The organism is Vibrio sp. T13N (assembly GCF_032970445.1).
GTDB classification, from domain to species: Bacteria; Pseudomonadota; Gammaproteobacteria; order Enterobacterales; family Vibrionaceae; genus Vibrio; species Vibrio diabolicus.
On record NZ_JAWJYE010000009.1, the window covers coordinates 34,327 to 49,423 of the forward strand.

General features: G+C 43.7%; 19 protein-coding genes. 15 read left to right on the plus strand and 4 right to left on the minus strand.

What is annotated here, in order from left to right:
* Positions 1-12: 12 nt before the first annotated feature.
* The 13 genes from sctF to R2S67_RS15600 all read left to right on the plus strand — a co-directional run bounded on the left by sctF (position 13) and on the right by R2S67_RS15600 (position 9,288).
* On the plus strand, positions 13-261 hold the full coding sequence (gene sctF, locus R2S67_RS15540) for a type III secretion system needle filament subunit SctF (protein WP_047009831.1): 249 nt from the start codon (positions 13-15) through the stop codon (positions 259-261).
* 3 nt (positions 262-264) lie between these two features.
* Entirely contained in the window at positions 265-624 is a 360-nt protein-coding gene (locus R2S67_RS15545; RefSeq protein ID WP_005395153.1) for a YscG family type III secretion system chaperone, read from the plus strand.
* Positions 621-1,256, plus strand: coding sequence for a YopR family T3SS polymerization control protein (locus R2S67_RS15550; protein ID WP_317345555.1), 636 nt, complete (start codon positions 621-623; stop codon positions 1,254-1,256). The genes R2S67_RS15545 and R2S67_RS15550 overlap by 4 nt, the downstream gene beginning before the upstream one ends.
* Before the next feature lie 8 nt (positions 1,257-1,264).
* The gene (vscI, locus tag R2S67_RS15555; RefSeq protein ID WP_005377202.1) at positions 1,265-1,609 is read left to right on the plus strand and encodes a SctI family type III secretion system inner rod subunit VscI; all 345 of its coding nucleotides are present in this window, start codon (positions 1,265-1,267) and stop codon (positions 1,607-1,609) included.
* Entirely contained in the window at positions 1,609-2,355 is a 747-nt protein-coding gene (gene sctJ, locus R2S67_RS15560) for a type III secretion system inner membrane ring lipoprotein SctJ (RefSeq protein WP_086012989.1), read from the plus strand. The genes vscI and sctJ overlap by 1 nt, the downstream gene beginning before the upstream one ends.
* Positions 2,348-3,013: a SctK family type III secretion system sorting platform protein VscK gene (vscK, locus tag R2S67_RS15565; protein WP_301612317.1), complete on the plus strand. Its 666-nt coding sequence runs from the start codon at positions 2,348-2,350 to the stop codon at positions 3,011-3,013. Before sctJ ends, vscK begins: the two co-directional genes overlap by 8 nt.
* Positions 2,992-3,630, plus strand: a complete 639-nt coding sequence (locus tag R2S67_RS15570; RefSeq protein WP_006741524.1) for an HrpE/YscL family type III secretion apparatus protein — start codon at positions 2,992-2,994, stop codon at positions 3,628-3,630. The genes vscK and R2S67_RS15570 overlap by 22 nt, the downstream gene beginning before the upstream one ends.
* A gap of 132 nt (positions 3,631-3,762) precedes the next feature.
* A complete protein-coding gene (locus tag R2S67_RS15575) occupies positions 3,763-4,248 on the plus strand; it encodes a CesT family type III secretion system chaperone (protein ID WP_317345558.1) in 486 nt (161 codons plus the stop codon).
* A gap of 3 nt (positions 4,249-4,251) precedes the next feature.
* A complete protein-coding gene (locus R2S67_RS15580) occupies positions 4,252-5,415 on the plus strand; it encodes a VopS family T3SS effector adenosine monophosphate-protein transferase (protein ID WP_053807485.1) in 1,164 nt (387 codons plus the stop codon).
* 264 nt (positions 5,416-5,679) lie between these two features.
* On the plus strand, positions 5,680-6,126 hold the full coding sequence (locus R2S67_RS15585; protein ID WP_031780449.1) for a type III secretion system chaperone: 447 nt from the start codon (positions 5,680-5,682) through the stop codon (positions 6,124-6,126).
* Between the two features lie 10 nt (positions 6,127-6,136).
* Entirely contained in the window at positions 6,137-7,111 is a 975-nt protein-coding gene (gene vopR / locus R2S67_RS15590) for a type III secretion system effector VopR (RefSeq protein WP_005395139.1), read from the plus strand.
* Between the two features lie 230 nt (positions 7,112-7,341).
* Positions 7,342-7,800 carry a CesT family type III secretion system chaperone gene (locus R2S67_RS15595; protein ID WP_005395137.1) on the plus strand — a complete coding sequence of 153 codons (459 nt, stop codon included), beginning with the start codon at positions 7,342-7,344 and terminating at the stop codon, positions 7,798-7,800.
* Between the two features lie 9 nt (positions 7,801-7,809).
* The gene (locus tag R2S67_RS15600) at positions 7,810-9,288 is read left to right on the plus strand and encodes a hypothetical protein (protein WP_048626456.1); all 1,479 of its coding nucleotides are present in this window, start codon (positions 7,810-7,812) and stop codon (positions 9,286-9,288) included.
* A 75-nt stretch (positions 9,289-9,363) separates the two neighbouring features.
* On the opposite strand, the gene R2S67_RS15605 is transcribed toward R2S67_RS15600, so the two are convergent.
* From R2S67_RS15605 to R2S67_RS15615, 3 genes are all read right to left on the minus strand, one after another.
* Positions 9,364-9,567 carry a hypothetical protein gene (locus tag R2S67_RS15605; RefSeq protein WP_005395134.1) on the minus strand — a complete coding sequence of 68 codons (204 nt, stop codon included), beginning with the start codon at positions 9,565-9,567 and terminating at the stop codon, positions 9,364-9,366.
* Between the two features lie 597 nt (positions 9,568-10,164).
* A complete protein-coding gene (locus R2S67_RS15610; protein ID WP_048626454.1) occupies positions 10,165-10,908 on the minus strand; it encodes an SDR family NAD(P)-dependent oxidoreductase in 744 nt (247 codons plus the stop codon).
* A gap of 63 nt (positions 10,909-10,971) precedes the next feature.
* A complete protein-coding gene (locus R2S67_RS15615; protein ID WP_005395130.1) occupies positions 10,972-11,424 on the minus strand; it encodes a MarR family winged helix-turn-helix transcriptional regulator in 453 nt (150 codons plus the stop codon).
* 446 nt (positions 11,425-11,870) lie between these two features.
* Here R2S67_RS15615 and R2S67_RS15620 point away from each other — a divergent pair, with 446 nt between their 5' ends.
* Both R2S67_RS15620 and R2S67_RS15625 read left to right on the plus strand, forming a co-directional pair.
* Entirely contained in the window at positions 11,871-12,884 is a 1,014-nt protein-coding gene (locus R2S67_RS15620; RefSeq protein ID WP_317345561.1) for an HlyD family secretion protein, read from the plus strand.
* Positions 12,885-12,889: 5 nt separating this feature from the next.
* Positions 12,890-14,422, plus strand: coding sequence for an MFS transporter (locus tag R2S67_RS15625; protein WP_317345563.1), 1,533 nt, complete (start codon positions 12,890-12,892; stop codon positions 14,420-14,422).
* A gap of 51 nt (positions 14,423-14,473) precedes the next feature.
* Here the strand turns inward: R2S67_RS15625 and R2S67_RS15630 are convergent, their stop codons facing one another.
* A complete protein-coding gene (locus R2S67_RS15630; protein ID WP_041852950.1) occupies positions 14,474-15,076 on the minus strand; it encodes a TetR/AcrR family transcriptional regulator in 603 nt (200 codons plus the stop codon).
* Positions 15,077-15,097: the final 21 nt, after the last annotated feature.

The window sequence follows — 15,097 nt, forward strand, 5'->3', positions numbered from 1 at the left end:
CGAGGAAGTCTTATGTCATTTTACGATGCTAGTAACAGTGTAAACCTTGATGATGTTAAAACTAAGTTGGAAAAACAAGCGAAAGATGCCAACACAGAAGTGACGACTGCCATCAAGAACCTAGAAACAAACGCCGATGATCCATCTAAGCTGGCTGAACTTCAGCACGCGATCAACAAATGGTCTGTTGTTTACAACATCAATGCGACCACCACTCGTGCGATTAAAGATGTGATGCAGTCGATTCTCCAGAAGGTATAAAGCATGGAACGAGAAATGCGCCAATTGCTGGCTGAAATCGCGCTGATGGCAACCGGTATGCATCGTCATCAAGAAGCTAACACGATTGCGGACGGCCTTGAAGCAAGCTCTGGTTCTGAAGAGACCGTGGTGATGATTCGTACAATGAGCCTTATGAATAAAGGCTTGTACGAAGAGGCTCATCAATTGCTCGAACCACTTTGCAACGCCTATCCAGATCTGATCAGTTTAGCGGCCCTTGCTTCCGCCAAAGCTGGTTTATTGAGCAAAGCGGAAAGTTGGGTAGAACTCGCATCACAGGGAAGCGAAGAAAGCCAAGCATTTGCTGCAAGCTTTTCTCAGGACATTAGGAACCTTGGATGATCGTTGATTCAAGTAATCTAACTCTTCAGCCTCAACCTCTGCGCCAATCGGAGTCGCGCCATTATGAGCGGAGCGATGAAGATAAGATGAATGTGCTCATGGAGCGTAATGCCAAGCAAGCGGAAGCCTCACACGCCTCTCCAAAAGAGACGTTAGAGAAAACAGAAGCGAAACTGGCGGACATCAAAGCGTGGTATGAATCACTAAAAGACGCAGATGTTGTCAGTAAACAAAGCGTCTTATCATCGTTGAATGAAGCGTTCTCCGATCCTCAAGTTAAACGAGAGGCAATGTGGTACGCCTTTTATGAGGCGAAGAGTGCAAAGGGCACCGAACACCCGCAAGCCGATTTATTACAGGTGTTGAAGCAGGAGTTGCTAGGGGATTTTTCGGGCCAGCTTATTGCCGAGCCACCTGTCGATAAAGCAGCACTTAAAGAAATGTTGGCGCAGCATTTTCCACTTGGTGCCCAGAAAGAACAAGCCTTGTGGCACTGCTGGGCTGAGTTGAAGTCGTTACCTGGTATGGCATCAACACTGGACATGGTTCGTGATGAGCTTAGCTTCATGATTCAAAAAAATGCGATGGTGAAAAACATCGTGACTCATAGTCACAAGTTAGATTTGTCTTAGGAGTACATATGATAAACACGCAGTACACCGAGGTGATGCAAACCAACATTGATAAGTTGCAGGATGCACAAGTCGAGGACGGTTTAAGTGAACGTTTCGAACAAGCTATGTCGGTTCCCGAGGCGAATAATGGCTTGGAGGGCGGTTTGCTCGAAAACATCAGCGAGTTAAAAAATACTATCGATAACGCGAAAAGTAACCTGCAAGACAACATGAAGATGGTGGGTGATGATCCGGCGCAATTACTGCAAATGCAATGGGCACTGACGCGCATTACTTTTCAAGAAGAGCTGATCGCGAAAACCGTGGGTAAAACCACACAAAATGTAGAAACCTTATTGAAGGCACAATAGTGATGATGAATAAAATGAGAGCGGTTTTCATCATGCTCACGTTGTTTCTGGTGGGGTGTCAGACCGAGCTGTACACCAACGTAACTCAGAAAGAGGGGAATGAGATGTTGTCGATCTTATTATCCGAAGGTGTCGTTGCAACAAAAGAACCTGACAAAGACAACACCGTCAAGTTAATGGTAGACAGTTCTCAAATCGCCTTCGCGGTAGACGCGCTGAAGCGAAAAGGGTATCCAAGAGAGCAGTTTTCTACATTGAAAGAGGTGTTTCCCAAAGATGATTTGATCTCGTCGCCATTAGCAGAACGAGCACGTTTGGTGTACGCGAAATCTCAAGAACTTTCTTCAACCTTATCTCAGATTGATGGCGTGCTGGTGGCACGTGTTCATGTTGTTTTGGAAGATCAAGATCTACGTCCAGGAGAGCGTCCAACTCCTGCGTCTGCCTCTGTGTTTATTAAACACGCGGCGGATATTGCGCTTGATTCGTATGTTCCTCAGATCAAATTATTGGTGAACAATAGTATTGAGGGGTTGAATTACGATCGAATCAGCGTAGTGATGGTACCCTCATCAGAGGTACGAGTTGCTACTCAAAACAATCAATTTAAAAGCATTTTGTCGGTTCAGGTCACCAAAGAGACGGCGAATAATCTTATCGCCATTTTGGTGTTCTTGGTAGCGGCACTAATCGGTTCAAATATCGCTACTTTTACTTGGTGCCGCAGGAACACAAAGCGTGGTTAAACCAGAAACACCACTCGCGCAGGTACTACATCAATTTAACTACGCGCCTTGCCAATACATCCATAAAAGTTGGATAGAACAGAAACAGCCTTGGTTATTAAATATTGAAGGTTGGAGAGATAACCCCATGTTTAACCAATGGTGCATAAATGAGTGGGCGTTATCTCCAGTTCCAGAGACGGCTTTTAACAAACCTTGCCATAGCTTGGCGTTGCTCCCAGCGGATGCGTTGAATCAACTCGTATTGATGGTGGGCGGAGCTTTACATTGTGTGGCAATGCGAGGCGTTGTTTTAAAACATCCGAAACAGGTTCTGAACAACGTCTTTGGATTGGAAGGCGCTCGGTTCTTGATTCAAAACGGGCCGATGTTGTTATCCAGTTGGCCGCAAGGTTGGCAACATCCGTTGCCAGAATCATTGGATGAGCGGTCTGTTGAAGCAAAAATGCAAGCGCTTGGGTACTCCTGGATAAGGTTTGTTTTAGTTAACTCGCCAGAAGACATTGTCCTGCGTTGGCAATTCAAACTAGAACAGCAGCTCAGCGAGAGTACGGAAATGGCTAGCTGGTTGGCAAAAGATCAGCGAGATCTGGCGTATCGACTCACAAAAAAAATCGCAAAACAGGTTATTCCCCAATGGTTTCATTTGTTGAAATAAAAACAGACAACTTGCAGCTGGCACCTGGCTTAAAGGTGCTGAAAGCGAAAGATTATGCCAGTTATCTTGATTCGCAACACTTAGTTGAAGCCGCGAACTCCAAAGCTGAAAGCATAATTGCTAATGCCCAACAAGCCTACGAAACTGAAAAACAACGTGGTTATCAAGATGGCCTTGCACAAGCTAAGATTGAAAATGCGCAAACGATGGTTGAAACCTTAGCACGTTGTAATGATTACTATCAGCAAGTCGAAGAAAAAATGACAGGTGTGGTGTTAGAAGCGGTGCGTAAGATCATCGATACCTTCGATGATGTCGATACCACGGTGAGTGTAGTTCGAGAAGCGTTGCAATTGGTGAGCAACCAAAAGCAGGTCATTTTACATGTCCATCCAGAGCAGGTTGTTGATGTGAGGGAAAAGGTGGCTGGTGTATTGAGTGATTACCCTGAAGTCGGTTACGTTGACGTGGTAGCAGACGCTCGCTTGAAAAATGGAGGCTGCATTCTGGAAACTGAAGTCGGGATCATCGACGCCAGTATTGATGGACAGCTGCATGCATTAAAGCAAGCGATGGTGAAGCAACTCAGCGAGCGTAAAATTACGATTCATGAATAAATCTTAAAAAACTCAGTACTTGCTGAGTTTTTTCATTTTAATGCCTTTAAACAAAAAAAATCCGACCATTTCTAAAATATTCACTGCCATAAATCCTTAAGAATACACCTAAGAAAGCTGCTTAGGTGATAAGTGTTGCAACCAAGCAGCGCCTCTAAAACAACAAAAATAGGATTATTTAGTCGAATGGCTAATGGATTTATAACTTCTTTACTGACAGATTTTGCCAGCCGCTGCCAACTGGAGTCGCTGGTTTTTGATGAGGATGATTGTTGTCATCTACTCATTGACCAAAACACAGCAATCACAATTCGCGCACAAGAAGATCGCCTGACACTTATTGGGCTGATTTCAGGCGATAAGCCGAGTGATGATACTTTGCATCAACATATGAAAGATGCCTTAACGCAAGGCTCTCCAGCGGTATTCTGGGAGGCAGAAACGGGATACATCGGTTTCATACACCTGCACCAGCAACTGTTAACTGCTTCTTTTCTTGATGAATCATTAGCGAATTTCATCGAATGGCTAAAAAGTGCGAACACGCAAAAAGTAACCAATAAAACAACCGAAGTCCCGGTAACGAGTACTACTCATTTTTCCACATTAAGGGTTTAAAACATGATCAGTTTTGGAAGTGTTAGCGCATTGCAGGCTGCCATGCCGCAAGCTCGCAACGAGATACTAAACGAAGGCAAGCTGAGTATTGGTGGCAAAGAATACCAAATCAACGCAGCGACCCAAGAATTTACTCGTACCAATCCTACTAATGGTGCGGTAGCGCGATTTTTTGAAGCGACAGGAAAATTGTTTCGCGAAGGCAGCTCACAATCGGTTGCGAAAGCCCTTACAAAAGCCGTATTTGATAATGAGCAAGGCCAAGCTCAGCGTTTACGAGCTGCTTCTTCTGTTGAGCATGGACAAATGTTCTTCAAAGATGGAAACATAAAAACCGCATCAGATGTATTAAATGCATTCGCAAAATTGGATAGCAAAACGGTCCAATCGCACTCTGCTGAGCTAAACCAGTTAGCGGAGCGAGCAATGACAGAATCAATGCTAGAAACCGATTCTGGTAAAAACCTCACATCACTGATTGGCGAAAGTGCAGCGAAGTCGCTTGCTGGACGTGTAGTAAAAGACTATGGCGGTGGTGTGTCTGCAGCGCAAAAAAATCCAGCAGGTAGCATCACTCAAATGCAAGCGGTGTTTGATATGGAGGTGATGCATCTTAAATCGGCGCAACGCCATATCGAAGGTCTAGCAAGCACCGATCTAAGCCAAGGTGTATACGCTGAAGGACTGGCAGAGGACGCGTTTAACAAAAGTGGCGTCACCGATAATGTCGAACGAGCTGCGGCGTGGATCATTAATGCTTCTAACTCTAAAGGAAACGATGCCGAAAACATTACGTCTTTACTTAAAGAGTACGCGTCTAATGGTAAAGACTTATTGAATATGGACAACTTAAAAGAGCTACACGCTCGATTGGTACCTGATGTTGAACGTGACTACCGAGGGCCAAATATTTCGGGTGGTACTTTGCCTTCAAGTATTGGCGGTGAGGGGATGCTAAAGCAGCACATTGAAGGATTTTTGAAAGAAAAACCAGTGGCGGATAAAGATCTGGGTAAACACTTGTTTGCAGGAGTCATTGGGTATCACGGGTTCACCGATGGAAACGGTCGCATGGGACGCATGCTATACGCGATAGCAGAACTTCGTAACGACTCATTCAATCCTTTAGCTATGAACGCAGAGAACAGCCTTCACGGTATCAAGTAATCTTTCTCTTCTATTCAAATTTTAGAGCGGCGATTGCCGCTCTTTTCTTATTTCTTTATCCAACTTACTCTTCATTTTTCTACCTCGCTAAAACGGCTAATAGCAATAAAATTGAGACGTTTAAATAAAGCTCCTGTGTCTATCACGCCATAAAATCGCTCTTATCCTTATGAGCTTATTTAAATAAGCCGTTATACCCAAGTCGTCTCGCTGCATCAGATATTTCGAGGCTACTTAGGTATATTAAATTAGACAGGACACAACATGGATACAGGAAAGATTAATATGCTTCTCTCTGAATTGGGAGAAGTGCTGAACCTTGAGCGCGTGACAGCGTATGACGATCAAATGTGGTCACTGCATTTTGCTGAAAATAACAGTGTCGATGTTCTGCTTGTGGAGGAAAAAGGCGAGTTGTTGATTTCTAAAAACCTGCACATAGAACAAGAGGATATTACGTTAGACAAACTTCAAGTTTTACTTGAATACAACTTCTTATATCGAGAAACCGGCGGTGTGCAGTTTTGCGTTAATCCAACCACTAAAGATGTGGTTCTTCAGGTTGCCATCGCGGCCGAGAGTGAACTCACCAATATTGCTAACTTAATGATTCAACTGAATGAGCTAGTGGATACTTGGGCTCAGCTATTTCAGAACAATACGGTCGTAGATTTTAGCCAAACAGACGTACACGCATTTATTCAGGTTTAAGGCATCAAACATGGTCAATATTAATACATCACACATGCATTCGTTGAGTCAGTTAACGTCCCATTTGGCGACACAAAATCAAGCTGACGATAAAGAGGTTCGAGCGCATAATGGCAAAGATATTTTTGTTAAAGAAGGGGCGCCTAAAAACAAAAGCGTCAGCGCGCGTATTAGCCACCAGAATAAAGCGAAAGACATTGTGGTGAATCTGCTCACGAAGCAGGGCATTCCTAAAGACGTTGCGAAGCTGATGCTACAAAATGTGTTGAACGGTGAAAACAAGTTAACGCTCGGTAGTCTGAAAAATCTTGAGAGATTGTCGTCTGGTCCTAGCTCACATTGGCCAGCCGCACAAACGGCCTCTTCTTCTAAAGCGAATAAAACCTCATCGAGTGTAGCGCTGATCAACGAACATAAAACTAACCTTCAAAAGCTTGGTGATTTTGCCTGTACAGACTTAAATACATTTGGTGTAAAAGGTTCGCAGTTTTATGAAACCAAAGGAAAGCCTAGATTAGAAGCGCTTCACGCGAATCAAGCGCGAATCATGCAAGATCAACGAGCGACTATGTCTGCAAACGGAGTTCAAGCTGCAGCACAAAGAGGAACCGCACCGCAATTAAGCACTCTACAGAACATTGCTAAGGCAGTACAAAACGCGAAAGCCGGCTGCTGTACTACATTTGCCTTTGCTGCCGCTGCTGAGATGATTCAAGGCATGTCAGGCACACCTGAAGGTGAGCCTAAAGTCGAAGTGGTTGCGTTTAAAAAGGGTCATTCAGGTACACACCTTTATGTACTGGTTGGTCGACAAGAGGGGAGTGATATCAAAGATCCCTCAACATGGAGTAAGGATGTGAAAATTGTTGACCCTTGGGCCACATCCGCATTCGGTGCACCAATGTTTGGAGATGCGCAACGACCACCTGTTTCGAATATGTTCCCGCCAACAGAAGTCATTTTTGATAGCCATAAACTGGGTTAGTCACTCTGCAAAAGAAGTGAGAAACCACATAATGCTAATCATCTAACCTTGATTAAAAGAGCAGCCCTGAGCTGCTCTTTTTGATTACTCTGGCAACTCGTTTTTAGAGCGAGATTTCTGCGGAAAACCTCACAATGAAGGCGAAAAAGTGACAAAAATAAAGCCATTACCGACATCGTTCAATCTGCAATCGTTGTTCAATAGAGTTATTGAAACAAAAGGAAAAAGTTATGAACACGATTCAACAACTGCTCTTGGAGTTTTGCCAACTCAATGAGTTACCCGAACTGAATTTTGAAGACAATGAACGTTGTCAGCTACTGGTCGACGACCGCTACATGCTGTATTTCATCGCGACAGATACGGATGACTTAATGTTGTCCGTGACGTTCGGAGGATTAGAAAAATCGGGCGAACAAAGACTAAAAGGTTTAGAGCTTCTTGCTCATGCTAATTATCAGGGCATCGGTAGTGGCAGCCTTGCACTTGCTTTAGCCCCAAATGGTCGACAGCTTGTCTTAGCGGGACGTAAACCCGTTGAGCACCTAAACACGACGAATCTTACTGCTTGGTTTCATGAGGTTATTGAACAGACTGAATTGTGGCAAGCGCGTTTTGCAATGTTGGATCAAGCGATTCCAACCACCCCTAATCATGAACAAGCTCATGTTCAATCACTTCGTGTGTAGGAGAGAAAAATGGTCAATACAACGCAAAAAATCAGCCAAAGTCCAGTACCTGATCTAGAACAGTTTCGTGCAGTCGCTGCGCAAAAAGATGACCGAGTGATCAGTAAAAGAGGTGAGGTAAAAGAACCTTCAACGTTCCATAAAGGTCACAAGTTTGCTTCTATCCACGAAGGCGTGTTGAGAAGTAAATACACTAAGTTTTTCCAAGAAAACATCAAAACTCACCTTGATTTGAAACAGGCGCTACTTAAACAAGAAAAGCCTGAGGTTGCCTTGCTAGCTTACTCATTAGTTAGCCCTTCTGGTTATCGCGGTGAGCCGCTTACTGAGCGCAAAATCTTAGAAGTTGTCAGCTTGTTGGATGAAGTCAAGGTGAGTAGCGATACGTACCAGCAGCTTAAAAATACGTTTGACGCGATCAGCAAAGATCCGCGTATGCAGGTGAGTTTAGAGGCTCAGTACCCGGGGAAAATGGATGGTTTTGGTGCCGAACTGTTACAGATGGGCAAAGAAAAACTGAAAGGTTCTGGCGTTAATGCAGTCATCAACCTAGCTTTGCCTGGCGTAGGGCTATTAATTTCAACAGGACGTGAGCTGCACAAAGCGGCAGTCAATGGCGATGCTGAAGCTTACCACCATCAGCTGGAGCAAATTTCGCAGCTTCCAGGGCGAGACCAACGTCTCTCTATGCCGATGCAACAAACATTGGCTCAAGGTCATGCAATGTTATCAGCTGAAGGTGCAGTTGGAGCAACATTGGGCATGGCGACAGGGAGCTTGGGTACTTTTGGTGTGAGCTCCGTAGCGACAGCGGGTGTTACGCCGATAGCAAAAGAAGCCATTGGTTCGGCTGCCACGACTGGCATTATCAGTGGAGGTGGTTTTGTTGCGAACCAAGCTGGAGCATACGGATTAAATACGGAAGTAAAAGAACAACTCATGCAAGGTGAGATGTCTGGTGTTTTACCAAGGCTTGAAGTTTCTAATGCCAAAGGAGACTTTACCTTCAGCATGCAAGATCCGGCTTCTGTACGCGCATTGATGGCGTACCTTGGACCTAAAGAGAACACTGCGATGACATCACCTCAAGCGCCTAAAGAAGCACAAGAGATGGAAGCTGCTCGCTTAACGTTGAAAAAGATGTTGGGCTCAGAGCCAGGTGAACACTTAGTCCCTGACGTTGATTCTATCTTGAAGCTAAGTCCAGAAGATGCGCCAAGTAAAACTGAGGCAACTGCTCATAGTGCGTTTAAAAAGCTGTTGGGCGAAGATTGGGATTGGCTGATGCCTGCAGTTCGAGCGATCGATAAAGGTGAGGCGAGTCAAATCAATGAAAAGTTGACTTACAAACTGCCACTTGATGCCGAAAATGGACGAGTATACCTTGATAAATGCCCAAACCTGAGTGACGCTCAGTTGGATGCATTAGATAAATTGGGCTCACCAAGTCAATTGCGACTGATGTACTTAGCGGAAGGTTGGGTTTAATTGAAAGTAAGGGAGCAGATGCTCCCTTACCGTATATGGTGTTTTGCCAGATGTTTATCTAGGCGTTAAATTGGCCTACTGATTTCGCTTAAAAAAGCGCTCGGCATTAGCAAATAGAGATTCACAGTGCTTTTTCTGCTTGTCGTAGTCAGCCGAACCTTCTGGCATTGCGTCTAATACTTCTTTTGCGCTGTGGTATTCTTTTACCATCAACTCAAATTTATCTTCATAATTGCTTTTTTTATTCTTTTTTTGAAAGCTATCTCGTTTTTTTCTCATTTTTATTCCTCTCGATCGTGTTTATTAAAGGTCAATCTAATTAACCTATACTTTTATAGGAATAACGAAGTCAAAATGGTTTAAATTAAGTCTAAATATTCCATTGTCATCGCGATGATTAATATATTTCACCGCTAATGACTATTCCTAAATAGTGATGATATATACACGAAGTGGCTATGCAGCCTTATGTCTTATTTTGACGCTTACTGATTGTTTTTATAAGGTTAAATTCCTTATAAACCTATCGATGTAAAGACAGCGCGTTGTGATAACCATGCTAAGAGAGCTAACTCTCGTTCGTATTTAAATCAAAACTGAGGCTATTTAATGGAAGATAAAGAATAAGTTGCTACAGGAGTTGAGTAACGAAATGACTCGAAAGAAAACTAAGAAGAGACTCGAACTAAATATTTCATCAATAGCTCACGGTTAGGAGCTGAGCTCACTATACACCGATTATAAGAAATAGATAGGACTTTCTATTTTTCTTCAGACAAAACCGTCCATGAAGGAAGCTTGCGCGTTGCAAAGCAATACCTAAAGATACAAAGGCATGCGTACATGCCTTTGTATGTGTGCGAGGCACAAATGGCACTATGGTAGGTAGGCGCCGCCACATACTGGATTGTATGTGCCCGTGATATGTCCGCTTTTTTCACTTGCCAAGTAGCTCACGGTGTTTGCTACGTCTTCAGGTGTGGCAATTTTCTGCGTTGGTGTGAACATTCGAATGGTTTCTTTAAACTCTTCGGGAGCACCTTTTGTTGCGTCTGTTTCTACAAGGCCCGGAGCAACGACATTAGACGTAATCCCGAAAGGACCAAGTTCTTGAGCGAGGTATTTACTAAAGCTATCAAGTGCACCTTTTGCACTACCATGAGCAATAAAGCTTGGTGCAGGAGCTTCTGATAAGGTGCTAGAGATAAAAATTAAGCGACCAAACTGGCTGGCTTTCATGTTTTCTACCGCCAATTTTGCCGTTTGATATGCAGCGTGCATTTCGTCATTTAGCTTTTGTGAAAACTCTTCCCACGACTGCTCAGTGAAAGGTTTAGCGGTAAAGCTCATGTTTGCGTTTGAGACAAGAACATCAACGCCACCATGTTCATTTGCTATGCTGTCGAACATCCCTTGTATTTGTGCGTCATCACGAACGTCAGCTTTTAAAGTGTACGCCTCACCACCGGCGTTTTGAATTTCCTGAGCTAACGCTTCCGCGACCGCAGCACTATTTACGTAGTTGATAAAAACTCGGTAACCATCTGCAGCGAGTGCTTTTGCTGTTGCTGCACCAATTCCGCGAGCGCCACCTGTAATTAAAGCATTGCGTTTTGTCATCGTATTTCTCCAAGGTTGAGCCTGACTGTTAAACCAGCTTCTGTCGCAACGTACGCTGATAAGTTAAATTTGTCCGTTAAGCTTGCGTAAGTTCGCTACCACGCTAGAAAGTTGCTGTTTGCTGTTATCTAGGTCGGCATCAGCAAGGTTCTGTTGGGCTTCTTGCAGTACTAGCGAAGCGATATTTGCACATGTATCAACGGTGTCTAAAGATTTTTCTGTTAGCACGACTAACTTACTTCGACTATCCGTTGGCGAAGGTTTCCTCTCTGTCCAACCGCGCTTTTCAAGCCCATCAATTGATCGACTGACGCTCGATTTTTCTAAGTACAACAGTTCACAAATCTGACTTTGAGAAAGGGCACCGTTGTTTCGTAACAGCAACACGACACCCCATTGTTCTGCTGTCATATCAATACCAGCATCTTTGAAACGGGTAGTGAGTAATCGGTTAAACAGACGACTAGCAAGCCCCGTAAGGTGACCGAGAGACTGATGATGGTTGTATTGGGACATGGAAAATTTCACCAAATAACATGAACAAACAATATGGTTGTATACACAACTATATTGGGCGATGTCAAATTCGTTTGAAGAAAATGCTACTAGCTTGTGCTTATCGTTGGGTTGATGTGTCAGATTGAGGTGCTAATGAAAATTGGTGAGGTAGCTTCGAAAACTTCGGCCAGTCAAATGTTTGCGCCTGATGCACCGAGTTGGGGAGCAAGCTTCATTAAAGGTAGGGGAGTTGCAGTCCTCTCTTTACTTATTCAGTTTAAATGTGTTTTTTGTTTACATTACAAATGGTTAGATTTTAATTCTTTTCATTCGAAACACTTTTCTCAAGAAGTTCATGATAAATCAATGAGATTGATCTTTTTGATTGGCAATGATCAAATGTGTCTTTACTAAAACTGTACGGTACAGTACAGTTTGTGAAAATCATAAAATGGGTTTCAAACATGAAGAAGAAAGTTATCGCCTTGTCGCTTGTTGTTGGTTCGTTATTTGCTGCTGGCTGTGCCTTATACCAGCCGAATACTGTAATGACGGATAACGCATATGTTCATTCAGACGTTACGGCCATTTCACCTGAGGTTGGGGGGCAAGTAAGCGAAATCTTTGTCAAAGATAACCAGTGGGTAAGAGAAGGAACTCCTTTGTTTGTCATTGATGATGAAGACTTTATTGCCAACCAAGAAATTGCTCGAGCAGCACTAGATGTTGCGAAATCTGAGCTTACTGCAAATCAAATCAAAACGGATATGCAGTTAATGAAAATTGAGCAGGCGAAGCAAGGTATTCGCCGCGCGAGTGCAAATGCCGAACACCAAGCGGCGGAGTTTCAACGTCTTTCTCGTTTGGTACAAAAGCAATCTGTGAGCAAAAATCAGTTTGAAGCACAAAAAACGCGATCTATTGAAGCAAGCAGTAATCTTGAAACCGCTAAATTGGGCTTAGCTGCTGAGCAAAAACAGCTCGACACATTGATGACTGAGAAGTTGCAACTGACAGCACAGCGTAAAAAAGCAGAAGCAAACTTACGACTAGCTAATATTTCACTGGAAAGAACCACGGTGCGTGCACCACTCGATGGCTATGTGGCAGATAGACAAGTGCAAGTCGGCAAGTTTGTACAACCAGGAATGGGGCTCATCGTGATGGTGCCAGATTATGTTTGGATAGAGGCAAACTTTAAAGAAACACAACTTGAGAACGTTGTGCCTGGGCAAGAGGTTGAAGTAGTATTGGATATGTTTCCAAACCATCCATTGCATGGCCGTGTTTCTTCGATAACCCCGGCGACTGGTGCACAGTTTAGTTTATTGCCACCTCAAAATGCGACAGGCAATTTCGTAAAAGTAGTACAACGTGTACCAGTACGTATTGAGCTAGAGATCCCTCAAGAGTTGAGTCAACGAGTCTATCCGGGGTTGTCTGCAGAAGTAACGATCGAGACCGCGGCACAAGGTTAACTGCAATGGAAAAACGTTCACTGCTGCTGATTTTGACGCTTTTTGCGATTGCTGCTTTTGGTATTAACTCCGTGATGTTTACCGAGTTATCGTATGAGATGGCGGCAACGTCAGGCTTATCTGTCGATGAAGTTGCTCTGGTTAAAGTCGGCTTTATGATTACCCAGGTATTAGGTTTTATATTCACACCAATATTGGTGCGTAGATTGGGTACGTTAATTCTCTTACATGCCATTTTATTGGTAGGTCTAGCGAGCAATCTTGTACTTTACTGGGGCGGACAGCAAGAGCTGGTGTTCACTCTGACTTGGCTCTTGAGTGGCTTTTTTATGAGCATGTTAATGGTGGTATTAAACCTTTACTTGCTCCACTTCTTTGAACAGCGTTGGCTACCTGCCATTATTGCTTTAACGCTAGTATTTTCAACCTTGCTACCGATCGGCGCTTACCCTTGGGTAGTGGCCAATATTGTCGAAATCTTTGATTGGTCACTGTTGTGTGTCGTGTCGGCTTGGCTGTACTTCTCTGCCTTGGTAATTGCATGCATCTACAATCCTAAGTCGATTCAAATCGAGGCCGAAGCCAAGTCGGGCTGTTGGTTTTATTTAGTTTTTGCCCTGACAATAAGTATCGTTGTATTTCTATTGATGAGAGGCAGTTATTACAACTGGTTTGACTCGGAAAGGTTTGGTAAAGCCTCTTCGATTGCCGCGGCTCTGACTTTATTAATGGTGTATTACTTTGTGAAAACCAGTCCTTTGAATACAGCATCAATACAGCTGCATAGTAAGTTGAAAACTAATGTTTTTATGTACAACGCTTTTTTGGCAGGTTTTGCTGTTATGGCGAGCAATGTGTTGTTTACTAGCTTTTTGAAAATGGCGTTGCAGTACAACAACCTTAATGCTGGATATGCCCAATTGCCGGCATTTTATGCCATGCTAGGTGGTATGCTAGTCAGTGTGCTGGTGTATTACTTCCGCCGGCCATTAGCGGATGCAGTCGTCCCGTTTGGTGTGGTGATGATTATACTTTCGGTACATAAGTTTAGTCAGTTACCTAGCTTTGCTGGTACGGAATCTTTGTCCGTTCCGATGATGTTGCGTGGGTTTGGTGTCGGCTTATTGAATGTGTCTGTGACCATTGCAGTCTTGATGTACTTCCAGGTCGGGCAGCGTTTAGAAGGCATCGCCAATTTCTACCTCTTTCGTACCATTGGTGGTGTGATCGCTGGTGCCGTGTTCTCACGGGTAATGCAAAGCCATAGTGCACAAGCTGCTGGAGAGATTGGCCGAACGATAGATGATGTGAATCATGCTTTTGGTGCTTATAAAAATGCGTTGAGCAGTACGATTCTGACTCATGGACACTTGCCAAATTCGGCATTAGGAATGAGCCAAATTAGTTCTGTTGTCAAAGAACAGGCGACCACTCTCGCACTGAGTAATTCATTATTGATGTTTATTATCTCGGTCTTTGCTCTCGCGCCAATCTTAATAATCGGTAAAAAACTGGCGGCGAAGCGAGAGATTCACTAAGCCATAGAAACAAGAAGGGAGCGCTGATGCTCCCTTTTATATTCAGTGAGTTTACCTTTGGTATAGATTTAGGAAGGCGGTGACCGCTTTTTTCGTATGTTCATCTAACTCTTCATCTGTCGGAAAGTCGAAGCCAATTAGTGCCATGTTCTGGTAATCAAGCTTAATCAATGCAAGTAGTTGCTCACAAGCGAGGTCGGCATTTTCAACATCGAGTTGTGAGCTGACAGTTTCACTCTTTAAAAAGTCGATGAGGTATTGATGAATGCGATGTGGCCCTGTCTGCCAGAATTGATTTGGTACGGAATCATGTTTGTTGAAGTCAGCCGAAACGATCCGATAAAGTGATAGCATAGGATTGGAGCATACACCTTTTAGGTACTTCTTGGCGAAGTCATTCAATGTTTCTTGTAAAGGCTCCGATTGCTTGTCGGCAAGCTGGAAGACGGACTCTAAGCTGGTTTTGGTATTGTATGCTAAAACTTCAACAAATAACCCTTCTTTGTTCGAAAAATAGCGATATAACGTCTGCTTTGAGCCTCCACAAATCGCGACGATTTGATCGAGTGATGTGTCTTTGTAACCTTGCTTTATAAAAAGGTCAGTGGCAACTTTGATGATTCGAGTTCGTTTCTTTTCGGTAGATATGCGCATAAATAAATCAACCTAAGCAAA

Excerpts from the sequence above, each read along its gene's own strand:
- sctF (WP_047009831.1), top strand. The coding sequence starts at position 13 with ATGTCATTTTACGATGCTAGTAACAGTGTAAACCTTGATGATGTTAAA.
- R2S67_RS15545 (WP_005395153.1), top strand. The coding sequence starts at position 265 with ATGGAACGAGAAATGCGCCAATTGCTGGCTGAAATCGCGCTGATGGCA.
- R2S67_RS15550 (WP_317345555.1), top strand. The coding sequence starts at position 621 with ATGATCGTTGATTCAAGTAATCTAACTCTTCAGCCTCAACCTCTGCGC.
- vscI (WP_005377202.1), top strand. The coding sequence starts at position 1,265 with ATGATAAACACGCAGTACACCGAGGTGATGCAAACCAACATTGATAAG.
- R2S67_RS15570 (WP_006741524.1), top strand. The coding sequence starts at position 2,992 with ATGGTTTCATTTGTTGAAATAAAAACAGACAACTTGCAGCTGGCACCT.
- R2S67_RS15580 (WP_053807485.1), top strand. The coding sequence starts at position 4,252 with ATGATCAGTTTTGGAAGTGTTAGCGCATTGCAGGCTGCCATGCCGCAA.
- R2S67_RS15585 (WP_031780449.1), top strand. The coding sequence starts at position 5,680 with ATGGATACAGGAAAGATTAATATGCTTCTCTCTGAATTGGGAGAAGTG.
- vopR (WP_005395139.1), top strand. The coding sequence starts at position 6,137 with ATGGTCAATATTAATACATCACACATGCATTCGTTGAGTCAGTTAACG.
- R2S67_RS15595 (WP_005395137.1), top strand. The coding sequence starts at position 7,342 with ATGAACACGATTCAACAACTGCTCTTGGAGTTTTGCCAACTCAATGAG.
- R2S67_RS15600 (WP_048626456.1), top strand. The coding sequence starts at position 7,810 with ATGGTCAATACAACGCAAAAAATCAGCCAAAGTCCAGTACCTGATCTA.
- R2S67_RS15605 (WP_005395134.1), bottom strand. The coding sequence starts at position 9,567 with ATGAGAAAAAAACGAGATAGCTTTCAAAAAAAGAATAAAAAAAGCAAT.
- R2S67_RS15610 (WP_048626454.1), bottom strand. The coding sequence starts at position 10,908 with ATGACAAAACGCAATGCTTTAATTACAGGTGGCGCTCGCGGAATTGGT.
- R2S67_RS15615 (WP_005395130.1), bottom strand. The coding sequence starts at position 11,424 with ATGTCCCAATACAACCATCATCAGTCTCTCGGTCACCTTACGGGGCTT.
- R2S67_RS15620 (WP_317345561.1), top strand. The coding sequence starts at position 11,871 with ATGAAGAAGAAAGTTATCGCCTTGTCGCTTGTTGTTGGTTCGTTATTT.
- R2S67_RS15625 (WP_317345563.1), top strand. The coding sequence starts at position 12,890 with ATGGAAAAACGTTCACTGCTGCTGATTTTGACGCTTTTTGCGATTGCT.
- R2S67_RS15630 (WP_041852950.1), bottom strand. The coding sequence starts at position 15,076 with ATGCGCATATCTACCGAAAAGAAACGAACTCGAATCATCAAAGTTGCC.